Raw genomic sequence first — 18,471 nt, 5'->3', positions numbered from 1 at the left:
GGTGCCAGGTGGGGGTGCGAAGGGCGCCGCCGGACGCCCCTCGCCGTGGTCAGCCGTAGATGCCGAACTCGTGCAGCGAGTAGCCCCAGCCGGTGCCACGCGCCGTCAGGTGCAGCCGTACGTGCCGTGCGGTCACCGCGACGTCGATGGTGTCGATGTCGCCGTTGCCGGTGCTCGTGGTGTGGACCGTGCGCCAAGTGGTGCCGTTGTCCGAGACCTGGACCTCGTAGGACTTGGCGTAGGCGGGGTCCCACACGAGCTGGAGCTTGCGGACGGGCGTGGCGGAGCCGAGGTCGACCTGGATCCACTGCGGGTCGCTCCAGTCGCTGGCCCAGCGCGTGTCGCTCCGGCCGTCCGTCGCCTTGGCGGGCTCGCACGGGCAGTCGCCGTACGAGGCCTGGAAGGAGGACGCGGTGGTGGGCTTGTTCAGCGCCACGTTCGTGCCGGTGACCGGCGGGGCGACGACCTTGACCGACTTCGTCTCGATGCCGGCGTTGCCGCGGCCGTCCTCGGCCTGGATGTACACCTTCCACACGCCGAGCTTCTCCGGGGCCGTCACGGCGAAGGTCCCGTTGCCGGTGGACCGCCACCGGGCCTCGACCAGACTCTTGTCGCCGTTGGCGTAGTTGCCGCTGAGGAAGACCTTGTAGGTGATCGGGTCGCCGTCGGGGTCGCGCACGTCCGCGCGGACGGTGAACTCGCCGCCCGCCGGGGCGGACGAGGCGGGACTGACGGTCATGTTCGAGATGACGGGCGGGGTGTTGTCGTTGCCGGCCGTGCCGGTGTAGGCCCTCTTGACGGCGTAGTAGGAGAGCCTCTTCAGCCCGTCGGGCACGAGGTTGAACCAGATGCCGCCGAAGTCGTGCTCGATGCCGTAGTGGAAGAGGGTGGCGCCGAGGGCGACGCCCCGGTGGCCGGTGACGCAGTTCCAGGCCTTGGTGTAGCCCTCGGCCTTCTGCACGTCGGTCGGCTCGTCCGGGATGCCGTTGGCGTCGTCGGGCACCTCCCACTCGCCGGCCGGTCCGCCCTCGGTGATGATGTACGGCTTGGTGTAGCCGCCCTGCTCCCAGTCCTCCTGGACGCCGCAGATGTCGCCGTAGGAGTTCATCGAGTACAGGTCGAGGTCGGGGGCGTTGCGCTTGTAGTAGGGCCAGGCGCCGGTCCAGGCGTCGGTGGAGGTGACGGGGTGGTCGGGGTCGATGCTGTGGATCTTCTTGGCGACGTCGTTGACGAAGCCGGTGTAGGCGTTGCGCTGCGCCTCCAACTCCGTCCCGCTGTAGCAGTTCTGCAGGCTGAGGACCGATTCGTTGCCGACGTTCCACATGAGGGTCGCGGGGTGGCTCTTGTACGCCTCGACCCACTTGGCGAACTCGGTGAGCATGGTGTTCTTGTACGTGGTGTCGGTGACGTAGTTGACGCAGCCGCCGGAGCCGGGTCCGCCGCCGGGCTGCAGCCAGAAGCCGTTGACGACCTTGATGCCGTGCGCGGCGGCGCTGTCCAGCAGCGGCTTGGTGCCGCCGTCGGTGCCCCAGGTGCGGACCGTGTTGACGCCCATGGACTTGACGTCGGGCAGGTACTTCGGGGCGTCCGCGATGGCGGGACCCCAGGTCAGGCCCTTGACGGTGTACGGCTGCCCGCCGACGGTCAGGTGCCAGTTCCCCTGTGAGCCGGTGACCTTGACCGCTCCTCCGGCGGGCGGTGTGCCGTCCGTGGTCCCGTACACCTGGAACTCCCACAGGGAGTAGCCGTAGCCGCCGGAGCGTTCGGTGCCCAGCATGCGGACGTAGCGGCCGGAGCCGGAGACGGCGAGTTCGTCCGTGCCGCCGTCGCCGCCGGTCACGGTCTTCAGGGTCCGCCAGTCGGTGCCGTTGTCGGAGGCCTGGATCTGGTAGCTCTTGCCGTACGCGCCCTCCCAGGTCAGTACGGCACGGCTGAGGTCGGCCCGCTGCCCGAGGTCGACCTGGATCCACTGCGGGTCGCTCCACCGGCTGGCCCAGCGGGTGCCGGTGAGGTTGCCGTCGACGGCCGCTGAGGGGGCGTACCCGTCGCCTTCCTGGGACGAGGCGGTGGCGGGTCTGCCCTGGGAGAGCAGGGTCTCCGCAGCCTGGGCGGGCGGGGCGGCGAGGGCGAGCGACGACGCCACCAGTGCGCCGAGCGCGAGCAGAGGCACGGCGCGGCGGCCGGCTGGTCTGCGGTACGAGGGGGCTGTGGACACATCTGCTCCTGGCGGGTTGGGGAGAGCCGGCGGGGCGGGCTGCGGGAGCGCCGTGTGATGGCCCCTCCGGGCCGGGTCGCGGGGATGTCGTCCGGCCCGGAGGGGAGTCGTGGCCGACGGGCGGTTCGATCAGGGGTAGGACACGACGGTGGACGGCACGGTCGAGGTGCCGGCGGGCACCGTGGAGGCGCCGGTGTCGTTGATGACGTGGTTGTAGTGGCCCATGCCGCCGAGGGAGACCACCAGGAGGCTGTGGAACTTCACTCCCGGCTTGACGGGGGTCTTGAAGCCGTGGTCCTGGCGGATGTTCGGGTCGACGTTGTAGTTGCAGTAGCTGCCCAGGCCCCATGCCTCGTGGGTGTCGACCGAGTCGTCGACCCGGTAGGCGGCGTACCCCTTCGTCGTGCCGTTCTGGATGGCGGCCTGGTTCGGGGCGTCGTAGGCCTTCTCGTTCTGGTAGAAGATCGTCCGGCCGCGTTCGCCGTACCACTCGACGTCGTACTTGTTGAAGTGCTCGACGAACAGGCCGGTGGCCAGGACGTCGTCGCCGTTGACGCGGACGCCGTAGTCGGCCCGGTTGGTCTCCCAGCCGACCCCCTCGCCGTGGTCGGCGCGCCACACCCAGGTGTGGTCGACGATCGTGTCGTGGCTGTTGACCACCATGCTGGTGGTCGCCTTTCCGGCGCCCGCGCCGCCGATGCGGATGTAGACGTCCTGCACGGTGGTGGGGTCGGCCGCGTGGTCGGCGGACGCGCCCTGCGGGCCGATCTCCAGCAGCGTCGGCGAGTTGACCGGTCCGGCGTCGATGAGGAAGCCGGCGAGCCTCACACCGTCGACGTCGGCGACCCTCATGGCGGTCACCCCGTTGTCCGGGATGATCGTGGCGAGGCCGAGGCCCAGCACGATGGTGCCGGCCCGGTTGACGTTGATCGTCCGGTCGACGTGGTAGACGCCGGGGGTGAAGAGCAGGTGCAGGCCCTGGGCGAGCGCGGCGTTGATGGTGGCGGCCGTGGCGCCGGGCTTGACGACGTAGAACTTGCCCAGCGGGATCGACTCGCCCTGCGGGGTGCCGTTGGCCCAGGTGGTGCCGCGCGCGTTGGTCCGCTTGGCGGGCGCGAACACCTTGTACTCGTTGCCGTCCAGGTAGAGGAAGGGCTTCTCGCGGGAGATCGGCGTCGTGTCGAGCGTGGTGTAGCGGGGCTCGGGGAAGCTGGTGGCGGGAGCGCCCTCGACGCCCGAGAAGACCTGGTTCCACACGCTGTTGGACCAGCCGCCGATGGAGCTGTCGCGGGTGTACCACTGCTGCTGCGAGTAGTTGCCGATCTGCCCGTCGATCTTGCTGTCGGCGATGTAGCCGCCGCTGGCCCAGCCGTAGCCGTTGGGCGCGAGGTTGAGGCCGCCCTTGACGTGCATCCGGCGGAACGAGGCGGCCTGCGAGACCGCCCACCGGTTGGTGCCGTTGACCGGTTTCACGGCGAGGTTCTCCGCGCCGCGCCAGAAGTTCTGGGTGGCGTTGCCGTTGAACCAGCCCGCGTCGACGGTGATGTCACCGTCGATCGTCGTGTCGTCGGGGCGCAGGCCGAGGCCGGCGATCTGGGTATAGAAGCCGATCTGGGCGTTGAGGTTGTTGTAGGTGCCCGGCTTGAAGAGGAAGGCGTGCCGCCCGGAGCCGAACTGTGCCGACTCCTGCTCCTTGAAGACCTGGTCCAGTTTGGCCTGGATGCCGGGCGTGGACGGGTCGAAGACGTGCACGTTCGGGCCGAGGTCGCCGCCGCCCGGGATGACCGGGCCCGGGTCGTCGCCGGTGGTGCCGTATACCTTGAACTCCCAGAGCGAGTAGCCGTATCCGGTGGCGCGGGCGGTGCCGAGCATGCGGACGTAGCGGGCGGTGCCGGAGACGTCGAGGGTTTCCGTGCCGCCGGCGCCGGTGGTGGTGGAGTAGGCCGTCGACCAGTCCGTGCCGTTCTGGGACGTCTCGATGCGGTAGGCCTTGGCGTAGGCGGCCTCCCAGCGCAGCTCGACCTGGCTGAGGGAGGCGGGGGCGCCGAGGTCGACGCGGATCCACTGCGGGTCGGAGGCGGCACTGGACCAGCGGGTGCCGTTGTCACCGTCGACCGCGGCGGTCGCCGGGGTGCCGTAGTGCTCCTGGCTGGAGGCGGTGACCGGTTTGCCCTGCGACAGGAGCACGGGCGCGGCCTGGGCCTGAGTGGCGGGGACGACGGCGAGCAGGGCGGCGGCCAGGGCTGTGACCAGGACGCCGACGAGGCCGCGGCGACCGGGTCTGCGCGGCACCGGCGCAGCCGGAGATATGCCGACAGTGGGCATGGGGAGACTCCTTGACACGAATGGCTGGGAGAGCGCTCTCCGGAACCATGCCCGCCGCACCAGTCACGGTCAAGGTTTCGGACACGTCTTTTCTTTCGGCTTTGATTAAGTGCCAATTGGTGGGCCAGGCGTCCGCGGGCGAGCGGGCGAGGGCGTAGGGCGGGCAGAGCCCGCCGCAAGCGATCTCGATCGAAGACGCGCCGCCGACCCACTTCGCGATCTTGGAACACGTCGAGAACGTGCCGCCCGCCGAGGCCTTTCTCGGAGTCCCCACAGCGACGACCTCCGCCACGGTCGTCCGGCGTCAGCGACCGCGGCGCACCGGCCGCCCCGCGACGATCCGTCCATCGCATCGGAGGAAGGTCACGGGTCTGTCCTCAGCGGTTGCGCCCAGTGAGTCGTCCCAGAACGTCGCCGGGTATCGGCACATCGAAGCGCACGGGCGTGGCTTTCATGTGCCCTGCCTCGGCCTCGTAGTCGTCGGCCCCGTAGTCGTCGGCCCCGTAGTCGTCGGCGGCGAGTGCCGGCCAGTGGCCGTGTCCGGGAAACGCCGGGTCCTGCCACGTCGTGGGAGCGGTGCCGCAACAGTCGCGTCTTTCCCCGCCGACCACTCGCATGCGGCTTACCACCCTCATCTCGCCCCGGTTCAGATGTCGTCGGAGACGCCCTCGGGAACGAGCTCGCTCACGGGCCGTCCTACGACCACGGCGAACCGTCCCGGTCACAGCGCAAGACGGGTGGTCCCGGCTCAGTTCCAGATGCGACCCCTCGTCAGGCATCGCCGCCGGAGCCGGGCTCGAACGTCGTGCCGAGGTCGTACTGCGCGATCCCGAAAAGCCGAAAGTTGAACCCACATGCAGCCATCGTGCAGCGCCGGTCTGCTGCGGCGCCGACGGGGGTGCGCCCGCGCACACCGGAGGGCAGGACGGCTACGGTCCGGCGCGTCGGGCTCCGGGAGGCCTCGCACGGCGGCACGGTTCCAGGAGCAGACGACGGAACCGGTAGCGGGTCTGCTCGAGATCGGCGGCGGTTCCTGCTCGGGTTCTCGGTGCGGGGCGTGGGACGTGCCGTTCCTTCTCACCGACCGCGCGCCCGCCGAGAGCTGGTTGGCGGCTGCCGGGACCGGCGGACCGGTCCCGCCCCCGCATGGGCCAGGGGATGGCCGGTGCGGGGACTTGGCCCTCTCTCCGTTACTGCTGGCCGAGCCAGACGTGAAGAATCAGGCCGCCGAGAACGGTGCCCGTCGTCTGGACTGCGACGGCGGCCGCGAACTCGAGGAGTCGCTGCCACTTGCTGGGCTTGCGGTTGTGCATGGAATGTCCCCTCTCAACTGGTGAAGCTTGAGAGAGAGCCCGGACTGAAAATACCCGCCCGGTGCGCCGCTCGGAGGCCGATTGCCGAAACCGCAGGACCAACGCGCGGGGAAAGACGCACCAGCGCACCGTGTGCTTCCGGCATGGCGGGTTATGCATGGGCTGATCACCGACGACTGCGGCTGACGGCGGAGTCCGGATCGGCACCCGAGGAGAGTTGGCAAGCCGTCAGGTCAGATCACCGGACGGGCCGGCGGGCCACGGTGCGACGGTTCACCTGGCCTCCCCCGGGCGGCGGCACCGGCCCGGTCTCTGTTCACCTGCGGGTATGCGTCCCTGAGGTACTCAAGGCGCGATCGGGGCCGGTACGTCCGGCGTGCCGCCCTGCGCGTTGTGTCATCGCATCCGCGTCCGTCACACGCTTCGGCGTGAGCGATGAGTTCGGGCGGCGGATCGTGTCTGCCCCGGCATGACGCGAATCATCACCGACATCTCGGTCCCTCTCGACGGCTTCGTCACCGAGGCCCTCTCCAGCCCGGACAACGGCCCGAGCCCCGACGGCAAGGCCCTGCAGCAGCGAAGGACGATCTCCGCGTCGCCTACGACGCACCTGGCCTACGACGTCCTGGGGGCGGTCCGATGACCACCGTCGACGTCAATGGCGTCGCCTTGGGCATCGAGTCGTTCGGTGACGACGACGCACCACTCGTCCTGCTCGCGGGCGGGACGACGATGCTGTCCTGGCCCGACGCGCTGTGCGAGCGCCTCGCCGCCGGCGGGCGCCGCGTGGTGCGCTACGACCTGCGCGACAGCGGGGAGTCGACGACGACGGACCCGGAGGCGCCCGCCTACACCCTGCGCGACCTCGCCGCCGACGCGGCTGCCCTTGCGGACGCACTCGGCGGCGGACCTGCGCACCTCGCGGGGATCGGCGTCGGCGGGATGGTCGCCCAGGTGGCCGTGCTCGACCGTCCGGGCGCGTTCTCGGCGCTCACCCTGGTCGGCACCCGCGCGGTCGCCCCTGGCCCACCTGACGATGACCTCCCCGACCACGACCGGGCGACGATGCGCCGGCTGTTCGCGCGTCCGATGCCCGACTGGACCGAACGCGAGGCGGTAGCGGAGTTCTCCGCCGCCGGCGCGGAAATCCTCGGCGACGACCCCGTCGCCGCCCGCGCCATCGCCGCGCGCGTCTGGGACCGCACGTCCGGCACCGCACCCGCGCTCCACCTGGCCGACCAGATGGGCATGGTGTTCTCCAGGCTCGACTGCACACCCCGCTGGCGCGAGCGCCTGCACGAGATCGAGGTCCCCACGCTCGTCGTCCACGGCCGCCGCGACCGGTTCTTCCCCGTCGGCAACGGCGAGGTGCTCGCACGCGAGATCCCCCGGGCACGGCTGCTCGTCCTCGAGACGGCCGCCGGAGCGATCCCCGATGCGGCCATCGGAGAGGTCGCCGAGGCGATGCTCGCGCTCGGATAGGGGGCACCGCATGTCCTCCGGGCCGAATCGATCGTGGGAGGGACCGGCCCGCCCGGCGGTGCGCCCGGTGTCCGGCCGATGCTGCCGCCGCCAGGCGCCGCCGGCGGCCGGCCACTCCCCCTCGTCCGTGCCCTGGGCGGGGTACTCGTCCTCATGCCGGCGGCATCAGTGCGCCCATCGCCCGTCGGCGTCGGTCCCCGGCTCGGGACGAGTGATCTCTTGCCCTCGCGCCGGGCGGTGGTGATGAGCGGGTTCTCCGCGTCCTACCGGATCTCGGCCGCGCAGGCGACGCGTTTCGGGCGGCACCCCCTGACTGCGGTAGGGGAAGTCACGGCGACCGCCGGTCACGGCATGACCTATGGCCACCGGCCCACGACCAGGGTCGCCCCCTCCTTACGGGCAGCGGCGGTCAGTGCCCCGTCGGTCGGCGGTCCAGACCCGCATCGCGCACGAGCGGTCTCTCCGCGGGCGAACCGCTCACGAGGATCTGCTGTGGCGCGGATGCGGCGGGGGTGTGCGTCCGTTCGCGGGGCCGGTTGGCGGCGCGGAGGACCAGCACGAGGGCCGTGATGATCAGGGCCCAGAACGCGATCATGCCGATCGGCATCCCGAACCGGCCCCACCCTCCGGCATCGTGGCCGTACCGGAATGTCATCGCCACTCGCCTGCTTCGGCTTGTTGGCGGCCGGCCGCTGCCTGAGGGCAGGGTGGGGTGGAGAGGGAGCTGCCGAGGGAGGACGGTGCGGGGAGCCACCGCCCCGACGTGATCGAAGTCCTTGCGGGCTTGCCGGTGGAGCTGGTCCTCGACCGGCAGGAGGCAGGCGGGTGCACCTCCCGCCCGGTCTTCCTCCTACCTCGAGGTCGGGGCCGGGTCGCGTCGCCGGCCCGGCCCGGCCCGGCTCCTTCGGCTTCGCTTGCGGCAGGAACGTGCTGCACGGCCCGGTCCTCGTCGAGCCCGCCGACGACTCCGCAGAGCGCACGGTGCCGGAATCGGCCGGCCGGCAGCGCACCCTCATTCGCGGGTGGCGGCTCCGTCACGGCCGATGACGAACGGCGCCGGATCCACGGAGCTCACGCACCCGGTGTCCGGGTTCTCGGGGTCGTCGAAGAAGGAGGTCATCACCTCGGCCCCGCACGGATGGATGAACGTCCCGTGGGCGAGACCGGCCAGGGTCACCACCGTGGAGCGGGACAGCGTCCGGGCCACGTAGCGCCCCCACTGAGCCCCGGTCTGGGCGTCGAAACTTCCGGAGACGGCCAGGGTGGGGATGCTGCTCCGAGTGACGGCACGGACCGAGTCGGGCGCCTTCGGAACGTCCCAGACCTGGCACGCCTGCCGCAGGAACGCCAGCTGGGGCGCCTGGGCCAGGACCGAGCGGGGCAGGTCGGGGAAGGCCCGCAGCCCCTGGGCGAGCTGCTGGTCGGGGGTCTCGAACGGAACCCATTCGCTGCACCACACGCTCAGCGACAACCCGTGGGCGAACATGCCTTCCTCGCCGCGGAGCTGGGCGGCCGCCCACTGCTCGGCGATGCGCTCGGGGTTGCCGCGGGCCAGATCGTCGACGGCCAGCGGGAAGCCGGCGGCATCGTGGCTGGCACCGACCATCCAGTTCAGCAGCGTCCCGCCGTCGAGCACCACCTTCACCCTCCCGGCCTGCGGCACATCCACGTGCGTGGTGACCGGACGGGCCTCCAGCCGACGCACCATGCGCAGGAAGGTGGCAGCGACGTCCGGGTAGCGCTGCCGGCAGGAGGGCTGGGCCGCGCAGGCGCTCACGATGTTGTCGAACGACTCCTTCACACTGCTCCACGTCCACCCGGGCGTTGCCACGGGCGGCGGTACGACGCCGTCCAGGGTCACGGAGCGGATCCCCTCGGGGAACATGCGCATGTAGGTCAGCGCCAGTTGCGTCCCGTAGGAGTGCGAGAGGACGTTCCACTGCCGGATCCCCAGTGCCTTGCGCAGGTCCGCCACGTCGGCGGCGATCTCGCTCGTGTTGTAGGCAGCGGGATCGACTCCCTGGTCCGTCAGGCGGTCGCGGCACCGGGCCACCGCCTGGGCGTACCTGTCCCCGGTGGAGCGCGCGTCGTAGAGGAGGTGGACACGCTCCTGGTAGAACCGGTCGATCTCGGGACACGTCAGCGCCCGCTGGGACGAGAGCGTCCCGCGCTGGGAGAGGACGATCAGGTCGCGGTCACGGTTCAGCCCGGCCTCGGTGAGTTCCGGTATGTTCCCGATGGCGTCCGCGCCGGGCCCGCCGGTGAGGAACACGATCGGATCGGGGTGCGGCTTCGGCGATGCCGAGGGGACCAGCGCGACGCCCAGGCGAAGGGTTCGCGCGGACGGGTGGGCCCGGTTCTCCGGTACGACGAGGAAGCCGCAGCGGGTGTTCCTCAGGTCTCCGTACGTGGTCGGGCACGCAGCGGGCACGAACCGCGACGAAGACCGCGTCTGCGCCGCCGAGGGCCGGGGCAAGGCCAGGACGGTTCCGGCGAAGATCCAGTGGCCCCGGTCGCTGGAGGCATGTCCGTGCCGACGGGCCGCGTCCTCGATGGTCTGCCTGTTGAGGGTGTAGAGGCTTTCCCACCGCAGTGCGTCGCCGAGGGTCTGCCGGGCGATGTCCCACAACGTGTTTCCGGAGGCGACGGTGTGCGTGGCGGCCTTCGAGCGGGCGGGCGCGGACCCAGCGGCCGTCCACCCCGGTGCCGGGCCGGGCCGGAGGCGGCCGGCGGACGGGAGGGCGCCCTCCCCCGCCGCGGGCTTCTGGCGGGTGACGGCCACGCCGGACGTGCCGTGGGCCGGCGCCGCGCACAGCACCGTCAGGCCGGTCAGGAACATGGCGGCTGCGGCAGCTGTGCCGCGGTTGCGTATGGGCATGTCGTCCTTCCGAACCGGTGCTCGTGGCAGCCCATCGGCACCGGTCGAACTCGTTACCACGCGGTTGAGGTCGTCAGACGCCATGCTGCGAAGATCACCCGTGCCGCGCACTCCGGCTGGTCCATTGGGGTCATGCCCGCGCCGGCCGGCAGCGGCGATGTCCCTGTCCCCGGTGAACGGAGTCCGGGACAGGGGCTCAGGAGGGCACTCCACTCTCACCGGCCACAACAGCGGGCGCTGCCGGACCTGGGCGTGGAGAACGGGTCCACCGCGCCGGGTGCCGATGTCCGGCAGTGGTCCTGCAACGGTCTTCTGCCGCAGATCCGGTGGCCGGAACGCCTCTGACCGGACAGTCCTGGCCCGACAGCAGGGGTCAGATGGTGCCGGCACCGAGGCGGAACGCCGTCCCGGCCACCGTAATGGCCGGGACGGTGTTCCGCCGCCGGGCTATGCCCGGTCCCGCTCCTCGATGGCGGCCGGGCGCGTCTGCGCGGCGCGGATGCGGCCGACGTCGAGCTTGAGGCTCCGGTCGAAGCGGTAGATGCCGTTCTGCTCCTGGAAGACGTCGGTCAGCTGGGTGTAGCAGTAGCCGAACATGTCCCGGTCGTTCAGCAGCACTTCGGTGAGTCCGGCGAACCGCGCGTGGAACTCGTCCTCGTCGCGGACGCGTTCGCCGTAACCCCAGGAGGTGGTGCGGTCCTCGCCGGACTGGGCGGCGGCCGCCTCCGGGTCCCACCAGATGCCGCCGAACTCGCTGACGAAGTACGGCTGTCCCCGGTACGGCAGCGAGTAGGCCGCGCCGTTCTCGTAGCTGTTGACGAACGGCTCGTCCTCGGCGAGTCCCGACATCAGCCGCCGGAACGCCTCCGGGTCCTGCTCGTAGGTGTGGGCGTCGTAGATGTCGGTCTCGGCGACCCGGTGGGCGTAGCCGGAGGCGTCGATGACCGGCCGGGTGGTGTCCATCGCCTTGGTGGCCAGGAACATCGCGCGGGTCACGGCGTCGAGCTGGGTGATGCGGTCGTGGAGCTTCTGGTAGGTCTCGTTGAGCGGGCACCAGCCGATGATCGACGGGTGGGAGTAGTCGCGCTCCAGGGCTTCCAGCCACTGGCCGACGTAGGAGGCGTCGGGCTGCTGGTTGTCGCCCGAGGAACCGCCGACCTCGCAGCCCCAGTCGCCGAACTCGCCCCAGACCAGGTAGCCGAGGCGGTCGGCGTGGAAGAGGAAGCGCTCCTCGAAGACCTTCTGGTGCAGCCGGGCGCCGTTGAAGCCGGCCTCCCTGGCCAGTTCGATGTCCCGTACCAGTGCCTCGTCGGTCGGCGCGGTCATCAGCCCGTCCGGATACCAGCCCTGGTCGAGGACCAGGCGCTGGAAGACCGGTCGGCCGTTGAGGAGGACGGCCTTGCCGCGCAGTGCCACGGCGCGCAGGCCCGCGTAGCTCTCGGCGCTGTCGACCACCGTGCCGGCGGCGTCGAGGAGTTCGAGCCGCAGGTCGTACAGGTGCGGGTCCTCGGTGCTCCACTCCCGGCGCCGGTCGTCGGGTACGGGCAGGTGGAGGCGCGGGGCCAGGTCGAGGTCGGCGCGTGCCTCGGCGCGGCTCACCTCGCCGTCGTCGTCGCTGAGGACCGCGCGCACCCGGTGGCCGGGCCGGTTGCCGGACAGCGGCAGTTCGAGGTGGAAGGCGGAGCCGGCGAGGTCCGGGGTGATCCGGGGACGCCTCAGGTGCACGTCGGGGACGGGCTCCAGCCAGACGGTCTGCCAGATGCCGGTGACGCGGGTGTAGTTGCAGTCGTGGTTGGCGTAGCGGACGGCCTGCTTGCCGCGGGCCTGCGGACCGGACTTGGGATCGCGGGCCCGAACGGTGATCACCAGCTCCTCCCCCGTCCCGGCGATGTCCCCGAGGTCGGCGGTGAAGGGCGTGAAACCGCCGCGGTGCCGGGCGACCTCCCTGCCGTCGGCCCAGACGGTGGTGTCGTAGTCGACCGCGCCGAAGTGCAGCAGCACGCGGCGTCCGGCCCACTCGGCGGGCAGGGTGAGGGCGCGCCGGTACCAGACGGCCTCCAGGAAGTCGGTGTCGCCGATGCCGGACAGTTCGGACTCGGGAGGGAAGGGGACGAGGATCTCGTCGCGCAGCTCGCGGCCGAGGAGGCCGCGTTCGAGGCCGCTGTCCCCTCGGTCGGTCTCGAACTGCCAGGCGCCGTTCAGGTTGAGCCAGTCGCGGCGCGCGAACTGCGGTCGCGGGTACTCCGGGCGCGGTACGGAGTGAGTGGGCACACATGCTCCAGTCGATCGGTCGGCCGGCGGGGGTGCCGGTCCTGTGTGTGAGGGGGTGTGGTGTCAGGAACCGCCGAGGCCGGTGGTGGCGACGGAGCTGACGATGCGGCGCTGGAAGAGGAGGAACACCACGAGCAGCGGCAGCGCCGCGAGCAGCGCGGACGCCATGGACTGCGCGTACTGGACGCCGTAGGCGTCCTTGACGGTGGCCAGGCCCACCGGCAGGGTCATCAGGTCGGGGTCGTTGGTGACGATGAACGGCCACATGAAGTTGTTCCAGGCGCCGATGAAGACGAAGATCGCCACCGCGGCGACGATCGGCCGCGACAGCGGCAGCACGATCGACAGGAAGACCCGGAACTCCGAGGCGCCGTCCGTCCGGGCCGCGTCCTCCAGTTCCCGGGGGACGCCGTCGAAGAAGCGCTTGAGGACGAAGACCGTCATGGGGGCGACGACCTGCGGCAGGATGACGGCCGCATAGGTGTCCACCAGGTCGAACAGGAGCATCTGCTCGAACAGCGGCACGACCAGGAGCTGCGGCGGGACCATGATGGCGGCGACGGTGACGGCGAGCAGCGTCCGGCGGCCGCGGAACGTGCCGCGTGAGAAGCCGTACGCGGCGAGGGTGGAGACGGCCACCGTGATCAGCGTGACCAGTCCGGCGACGAGCAGGCTGTTGAAGGCCCAGACGGTGACGTTCCCGCGTTCCAGGATCTGCCGGTAGGCATCCGTGGTGAGGGCGCCCTTGAGCGGAGACAGACCGGGTGTCGCCACGTCCTGCTCGCTCTGCAGGGAGGTGGCGACCGCCCAGACGAACGGCAGCAGCCAGACGGCCGCCAGTACGGCCAGCGCGGTGCCGGCCAGGACGCGCGGCATCCGGCCGTGGCCCAGCAGCAGCGGCGAGCCGGCCGCTTCCGCTGCGGAGCCGCGCTGCGGGCGGAGGGGCGTTGCGGTAGCGGACACGGTCAGTCCTCCTGGCGGAACAGGCGCAGCTGCACGAGCGAGACGACGATGACGAGCGCGAAGAAGAGGTAGGAGACGGCCGAGGCGTAGCCGAGCCGGTAGCCCGTGAAGCCGACGTCGTAGACGTACTCCAGGATCGGGCGGGTGGAGCCGTTGGGGCCGCCCTTGGTGAGGATGTAGATCTGGTCGAACACCTTCAGCGAGGCGAGGACCTGGAGCATCGCCACCAGCGCGGTGGTCCTGCGCAGTTGCGGCAGGGTGATGGACCACAGGCGGCGCCACGCGCCGGCGCCGTCCAGGGCCGCGGCCTCGTCGTAGGTGGACGGCAGGGACTGGAGCGCGGCGAGGTAGAGCAGGAAGTTGAAGCCGACCGTCCACCAGACGGTGAGGGCGGCGATCGACCACATGGCGACGGACTCGTCGGAGAGCCAGCCGACGGAGTCGAAGCCCAGGGTGTTCAGGAGCTGGTTGCCCAGGCCCAGGTCCGGTTGGTACAGCCAGGTCCAGATGAGCGTCACCACGGTCACCGGGAGCAGGTAGGGCGCGAAGAAGGCCAGGCGCCACGCCCACTGCCCGGCGAGTCCGCCGTGCACCAGGAGCGCCATCACCAGCGCGATCAACACCAGCGGGACGCTGGAGACGGCGGTGAAGACGACCGTGTTGCCGAGGCTGCTCCAGACGTCCGGGTCGCCGAACGCCTCGGCGTAGTTGTCGAAGCCGACGAAGCTCGTGTCGCGCAGTGCCAGGGAGCTGTCGGTGAAGCTCATCCACAGTCCTTGCACGATCGGCCAGACGAGGAAGAGACCGAAGACGAGCAGGAACGGCAGGACGAAGACGAGGCCCGAGTGCGGGGCCCTGCGGGCGCCGCGCGGGCCGGTGCGCAGACGGCCCCCGGTCCGGCGGATGCGCGGTCCGGTCCGCGCGTCGGCGCCGGGAGGTGCGGTGATGGTCACGTGGCTCACTCCTTCTGCCGGTCAGGCGACCGGGTTGGGCTGCCGCAGCAGCGTGTCCGCCTCGCGGACCATCTGGCGCACCGCCTTCTCGGCGGAGGTGTTGCCCAGCAGCGCCGACTGCAGCGGCTGGCACATCCGGTTCTGGAAGTTGGAGCCGGCCCCGGCGAACCAGTTCGGCGGGTCGAGCACGGCGACCTCTCCGGCGTCCGCGTACGAGGACTGCGGGTCGAGAGCGGCGTACCGCGGTTCCGCCAGCACGGGCTGGTAGGCGGGGATGTGACCGGCGCTCGCCCAGGTCAGGCTCTGCTTGACCATCTCCGCGACGTACCGGTGGGCTTCGCGCCGCCGCTGCGGGTCGGGGTCCGCCTGGTGCGGGAGGACGAAACTGTGGCTGTCGGTGTAGACGGCCGGCTTGTCGAAGACCTGCGGGAAGGGTGCGGCGCCGAGCGGGATGCCGGACTTCTTCAGCGTCGGCAGTTCCCACTCCCCGAGCATGGCCATGCCGCCGCGACCGCCGAGGAAGCCGGCCATCGCGCCGTTGTAGTCCAGGTTGTTGGGGTTGGTGCGGCCGTCGAAGAGCCGCTGCATGAAGCTCACGACGCGCACCGCGGCGTCGGTGTCGATCCGTGCCGGGCCGCCGTCCGGCAGGTCGAAGGCGGCACCGGTCTGTGCGTAGAGGGCGGCGAACTGCCGCCAGCTCTGCGCGGTGTCGGTGACGTGGCCGAACAGGATGCCCGACTGCCCGGTCGCCTCGGCGAGCGCCTTGGAGGCGTCGAGCAGGGCCTGCGGTGAGCCCATCGGGGCGAGCTCTCCGGAGGAGTCGAGCAGTCCGGCGGTGTCGGCGGCCTCCTTGTCGTAGAAGACGATGAAGGGGTGCACGTCCAGGGGGATGGCGTAGACGGTGCCGGCGTGCTGGGTGCGCGCCCAGACCGCCGGCGTGAAGTCCCGTCGGGTGACGCCGAATTCGGCGAGCAGGTCCAGGTCGAAGGGGTCCAGGAGGCCGCCGGGCGCGAAGCCGGCGAGCCGGGACAGGTGCAGGACCGCCACGTCGGAGGCGCGGCCGCCGGCTGCCGACATGGCCAGCTTGGTGTAGTACGACGGACCCCAGTCCAGGATCGTCCGCTCCACCTCGAAGCCCCGCGATCCGCCGGAGACGGCCTCGATCATGTCGTCCATCAGCATGCCGTCGCCGCCCTGGAACAAGTCCCAGACGCTCAGTGCGGAGGCGTCGGAGGCCGAGGCCGGTGAGGCGCAGCCGGACAGCGGGCCCGCGGCGAGCAGCGCGCCCGCGGTGGCAGCACCGTGGCGCAGCAGTGTGCGGCGGGTGAGGCCGCGGGCCGAATCGGACGAGGGTGCTGCGGGAACGGGAGAGCGGGCAGACATCGCGGACCTTTCGACGGCCGGACACGCATGCCGGACCGGCGGTGGACCGCTGCGGGAGCGGCCCACCGCGCGGGCCAGGCGGTGAGGCGCACCGGTGGGGCCGGTGCGGTGGCTCGTTTTTACATCGATGTACATTGGCTGTAAAGAGTTCGGTACGAGCAGCCGGGAAGCGGGCACCGTCCGGCACGGCGGCCTGCTGTGCGGCCTGCGCCCTGCCGGGACATAAACTCGGCAGCGCCGAGGGCAGGGAGGTTCCGGTGGTACGACCCAGGATCAAGGACGTCGCGCGGCTCGCGGGGGTGTCGGAGAAGACCGTCTCCAACGTCATCAACGACTACACCCACGTCTCCGACCGCACCAGGAACGCGGTCCGCGAAGCCATCGAAGAGCTCGGCTACAAGGTGAACCTGGCCGGGCGTCATCTGCGCAAGGGGCGCACCGGCATCATCGCCCTCGTCGTGCCCGAACTGGACGTGCCGTACTTCGCCGAGCTCGCCCGGCACGTCATCCGCGAGGCCGAACGGCGCTCCCTGACCGTGCTGATCCACCAGACCGGAGCCGACCGGGACCACGAACTGGCGGCGCTGGCCGGGTTCGGCTCCACCTTCGTCGACGGTGTCATCCTCAGTCCGCTCGCCCTCACCGCCGACGATCTGCGCGACCGGGCCGGGGCGCCGCCGACCGTGCTGCTCGGCGAGCTGCTGGAGGAAGGCGCCGACCATGTCGCCATCGACAACGAGAAGGCGGCGCGGGAAGCGACCGAGCATCTGCTCGGCCTCGGCCGCCGCACCATCCTGGTCATCGGCGGACGCGACGACACGGGCCTGGGCACGGCCGAGGCCCGCACCCGCGGCTACCGCGCCGCCCTGGCCGAGGCGGGCATCGCCCACGACCCGGCCGCCCTGCTGCCCGTGACGTCCTTCCGGATGCCCGACGGCGCCGAGGCCGTGGCCCGCGCCCTGAGCGGCGGCGCCCGGCCGGACGCACTGCTGTGCCTCAACGACCAGTTGGCGCTGGGTGCGCTGCGCGCGCTGCACGAGCACGGCCTGCGGGTGCCCGAGGACGTCGCCGTCATCGGCTTCGACGACGTGGAGGCCGGCCGCTTCAGCGTCCCCACGCTGAGCACCGTGGCTCCCGACAAGGCGGCGGTGGCCAGGATCGCCGTCGAACTGCTGCAGCGCCGGATGGACGAGGCCGCGGGGTCCTCCACCGCGGACACCGTGCCGGACGGTGTCCGGTCACCTCAGGATCTCGTGGTGGCGCACCGGCTGGTGCTGCGCGAGAGCACGGCGCACTCCGCGCGGAGCTGACCGCGGCAGGGCGGTCACCGCGGCCCCTTTGCCGGCGAGGCCGTCCGCCGGGCCGACCGGGAGGGGTTCCCGGACCGTGGTGCTGACCGGTCAGCGGCCCGGACAAGAGGTCGACCGGTTCGCCGCCCGTCTCCCCCGGGGTGTCCGCGGCGCCCACGATCGGCGGACCGGGCGTCCCGGCAGCGGCGTCGTCCTACGCCGGGCAGCCGCAGCGGTCCAGCAGGCTGCGCATCGCCCCCGGCCGGCCGCGCCGCCTGTCGTCGTTCTTCACCACCGTCCAGGGCGCGTGGGCGGTGCCGGTGGCTCGGAACATGCTGGGTTTCCGTCGCCTTGGCCCTGATGTTCGTGGGAGCGCTGCTCCTGCGCCGGCACAACGCCGCGCCCTGCCCGCACGCGCCGGGCCGCACCACCTGAGTCGGTATCAGCCAGCGCCGTGACCGGCGGACGGAGGAGAGCGACCGACGGACACATGACCGCCCCACGGGAACGGGTGTCGTGAGATTGACCTGGAAATCCGCGGGCGGATTGCCCCACGCATCCAGTCAACTCGCCGCCCAGAATGGTGAGGACAAGGGCGATGAAGACCTCGGCCACCAAGGAGCGCACCCGATGAGCAGCATCCGTACCAACTTTGCGCCGACCGTGACTCGGGCCGCCGAGGCGGAGACGACGAGCGACCCCGGCAGCACGATGACGCTGCTGGCGGACTCCGAGGCGACAGGCGGACTGCTGACCAGCTACCGCTCGACCTTCGCAGAGGGAGCGGTGGGAGCGCCGGCACACTTCCACACCCGGGCCGCGGAGATGTTCTACGTCATCGACGGATCCCTGCGCGTCCTCTTGGGAGAGGCGATCACCGTACTGAGCGCGGGTGACTTCCTGCTCGTGCCGTCGCACACCCCACACGCCTTCGCCGCCGCCCCCGGGTGCACGGCGGATGTGCTGTTCACCTTCACTCCGGGGATGGCGCGCTTCGACTACCTGCGGCTCCTGGGCCGGGTGATGCGCGGCGAAGCCGACTTCGAAGAGATCAAGGCGTCATCCGACCGCTTCGACAACCACTACGTCGACAGCCCCGTGTGGAACGCCGCACTGGCCGCCGGCTGAACCTCATGGGCAGCCTTCGCTGTGAGGGCTTTCGGTAGCCGGACTGTGTCACGACGCGGATGACTCCGCCCAGGGAGGGAGCCACCGGCCCGGTCGCAACCACCCGCACGCTCCACCCTGCCCGGCCAGCCATGCCCGGGGTTGCCGCGGTCCGGCTGACGAGTCATGACGAAGCAGAGCCCCTGGTCCCTCTCGTCGAGCGTGGCGCCCGCACACGCCGACTCCCACCCCGCGGAAGGCGACGGCATCGGGCCGGGGTGCTCCCCGCCAT

13 protein-coding genes are annotated in these 18,471 nt (G+C 71.2%); 4 read left to right on the top strand and 9 right to left on the bottom strand.

Going from position 1 to position 18,471, the window contains the following annotated elements:
- Positions 1-49: 49 nt before the first annotated feature.
- The 3 genes from ACIF8T_RS36670 to ACIF8T_RS36660 form a co-directional block, all read right to left on the bottom strand.
- A complete protein-coding gene (locus ACIF8T_RS36670) occupies positions 50-2,215 on the bottom strand; it encodes a discoidin domain-containing protein (protein WP_400041331.1) in 2,166 nt (721 codons plus the stop codon).
- A 129-nt stretch (positions 2,216-2,344) separates the two neighbouring features.
- Positions 2,345-4,540: a discoidin domain-containing protein gene (locus ACIF8T_RS36665; RefSeq protein ID WP_400041329.1), complete on the bottom strand. Its 2,196-nt coding sequence runs from the start codon at positions 4,538-4,540 to the stop codon at positions 2,345-2,347.
- A 1,190-nt stretch (positions 4,541-5,730) separates the two neighbouring features.
- On the bottom strand, positions 5,731-5,853 hold the full coding sequence (locus ACIF8T_RS36660) for a hypothetical protein (RefSeq protein ID WP_400041327.1): 123 nt from the start codon (positions 5,851-5,853) through the stop codon (positions 5,731-5,733).
- Positions 5,854-6,322: 469 nt separating this feature from the next.
- Here ACIF8T_RS36660 and ACIF8T_RS36655 point away from each other — a divergent pair, with 469 nt between their 5' ends.
- Together ACIF8T_RS36655 and ACIF8T_RS36650 are read left to right on the top strand one after the other, a co-directional pair.
- Positions 6,323-6,496: a hypothetical protein gene (locus tag ACIF8T_RS36655; RefSeq protein ID WP_400041325.1), complete on the top strand. Its 174-nt coding sequence runs from the start codon at positions 6,323-6,325 to the stop codon at positions 6,494-6,496.
- Positions 6,493-7,335 carry an alpha/beta fold hydrolase gene (locus ACIF8T_RS36650; protein WP_400041324.1) on the top strand — a complete coding sequence of 281 codons (843 nt, stop codon included), beginning with the start codon at positions 6,493-6,495 and terminating at the stop codon, positions 7,333-7,335. Before ACIF8T_RS36655 ends, ACIF8T_RS36650 begins: the two co-directional genes overlap by 4 nt.
- Before the next feature lie 409 nt (positions 7,336-7,744).
- On the opposite strand, the gene ACIF8T_RS36645 is transcribed toward ACIF8T_RS36650, so the two are convergent.
- The 6 genes from ACIF8T_RS36645 to ACIF8T_RS36620 form a co-directional block, all read right to left on the bottom strand.
- On the bottom strand, positions 7,745-7,942 hold the full coding sequence (locus ACIF8T_RS36645) for a hypothetical protein (protein WP_400041322.1): 198 nt from the start codon (positions 7,940-7,942) through the stop codon (positions 7,745-7,747).
- Positions 7,943-8,347: 405 nt separating this feature from the next.
- Positions 8,348-10,213 carry an alpha/beta fold hydrolase gene (locus ACIF8T_RS36640; RefSeq protein ID WP_400041321.1) on the bottom strand — a complete coding sequence of 622 codons (1,866 nt, stop codon included), beginning with the start codon at positions 10,211-10,213 and terminating at the stop codon, positions 8,348-8,350.
- A 447-nt stretch (positions 10,214-10,660) separates the two neighbouring features.
- Entirely contained in the window at positions 10,661-12,484 is a 1,824-nt protein-coding gene (locus tag ACIF8T_RS36635; RefSeq protein ID WP_400041320.1) for a glycoside hydrolase family 2 protein, read from the bottom strand.
- A 63-nt stretch (positions 12,485-12,547) separates the two neighbouring features.
- Positions 12,548-13,447, bottom strand: a complete 900-nt coding sequence (locus ACIF8T_RS36630; protein WP_400041319.1) for a carbohydrate ABC transporter permease — start codon at positions 13,445-13,447, stop codon at positions 12,548-12,550.
- A gap of 2 nt (positions 13,448-13,449) precedes the next feature.
- Positions 13,450-14,400 (bottom strand): carbohydrate ABC transporter permease, encoded by a 951-nt coding sequence (locus ACIF8T_RS36625; RefSeq protein WP_400041318.1) that lies wholly within the window; start codon positions 14,398-14,400, stop codon positions 13,450-13,452.
- A gap of 21 nt (positions 14,401-14,421) precedes the next feature.
- The gene (locus tag ACIF8T_RS36620) at positions 14,422-15,783 is read right to left on the bottom strand and encodes an extracellular solute-binding protein (RefSeq protein ID WP_400041316.1); all 1,362 of its coding nucleotides are present in this window, start codon (positions 15,781-15,783) and stop codon (positions 14,422-14,424) included.
- 257 nt (positions 15,784-16,040) lie between these two features.
- Here ACIF8T_RS36620 and ACIF8T_RS36615 point away from each other — a divergent pair, with 257 nt between their 5' ends.
- Both ACIF8T_RS36615 and ACIF8T_RS36610 read left to right on the top strand, forming a co-directional pair.
- Positions 16,041-17,093 (top strand): LacI family DNA-binding transcriptional regulator, encoded by a 1,053-nt coding sequence (locus ACIF8T_RS36615; RefSeq protein ID WP_400041314.1) that lies wholly within the window; start codon positions 16,041-16,043, stop codon positions 17,091-17,093.
- 609 nt (positions 17,094-17,702) lie between these two features.
- Entirely contained in the window at positions 17,703-18,200 is a 498-nt protein-coding gene (locus ACIF8T_RS36610) for a cupin domain-containing protein (RefSeq protein ID WP_400041312.1), read from the top strand.
- Positions 18,201-18,471 lie beyond the last annotated feature (271 nt).

Source organism: Streptomyces sp. NPDC085946, assembly GCF_044540485.1.
In the GTDB taxonomy this organism is placed as follows: Bacteria; Actinomycetota; Actinomycetes; order Streptomycetales; family Streptomycetaceae; genus Streptomyces.
This window is presented reverse-complemented; position numbering and strand designations above follow the sequence as displayed.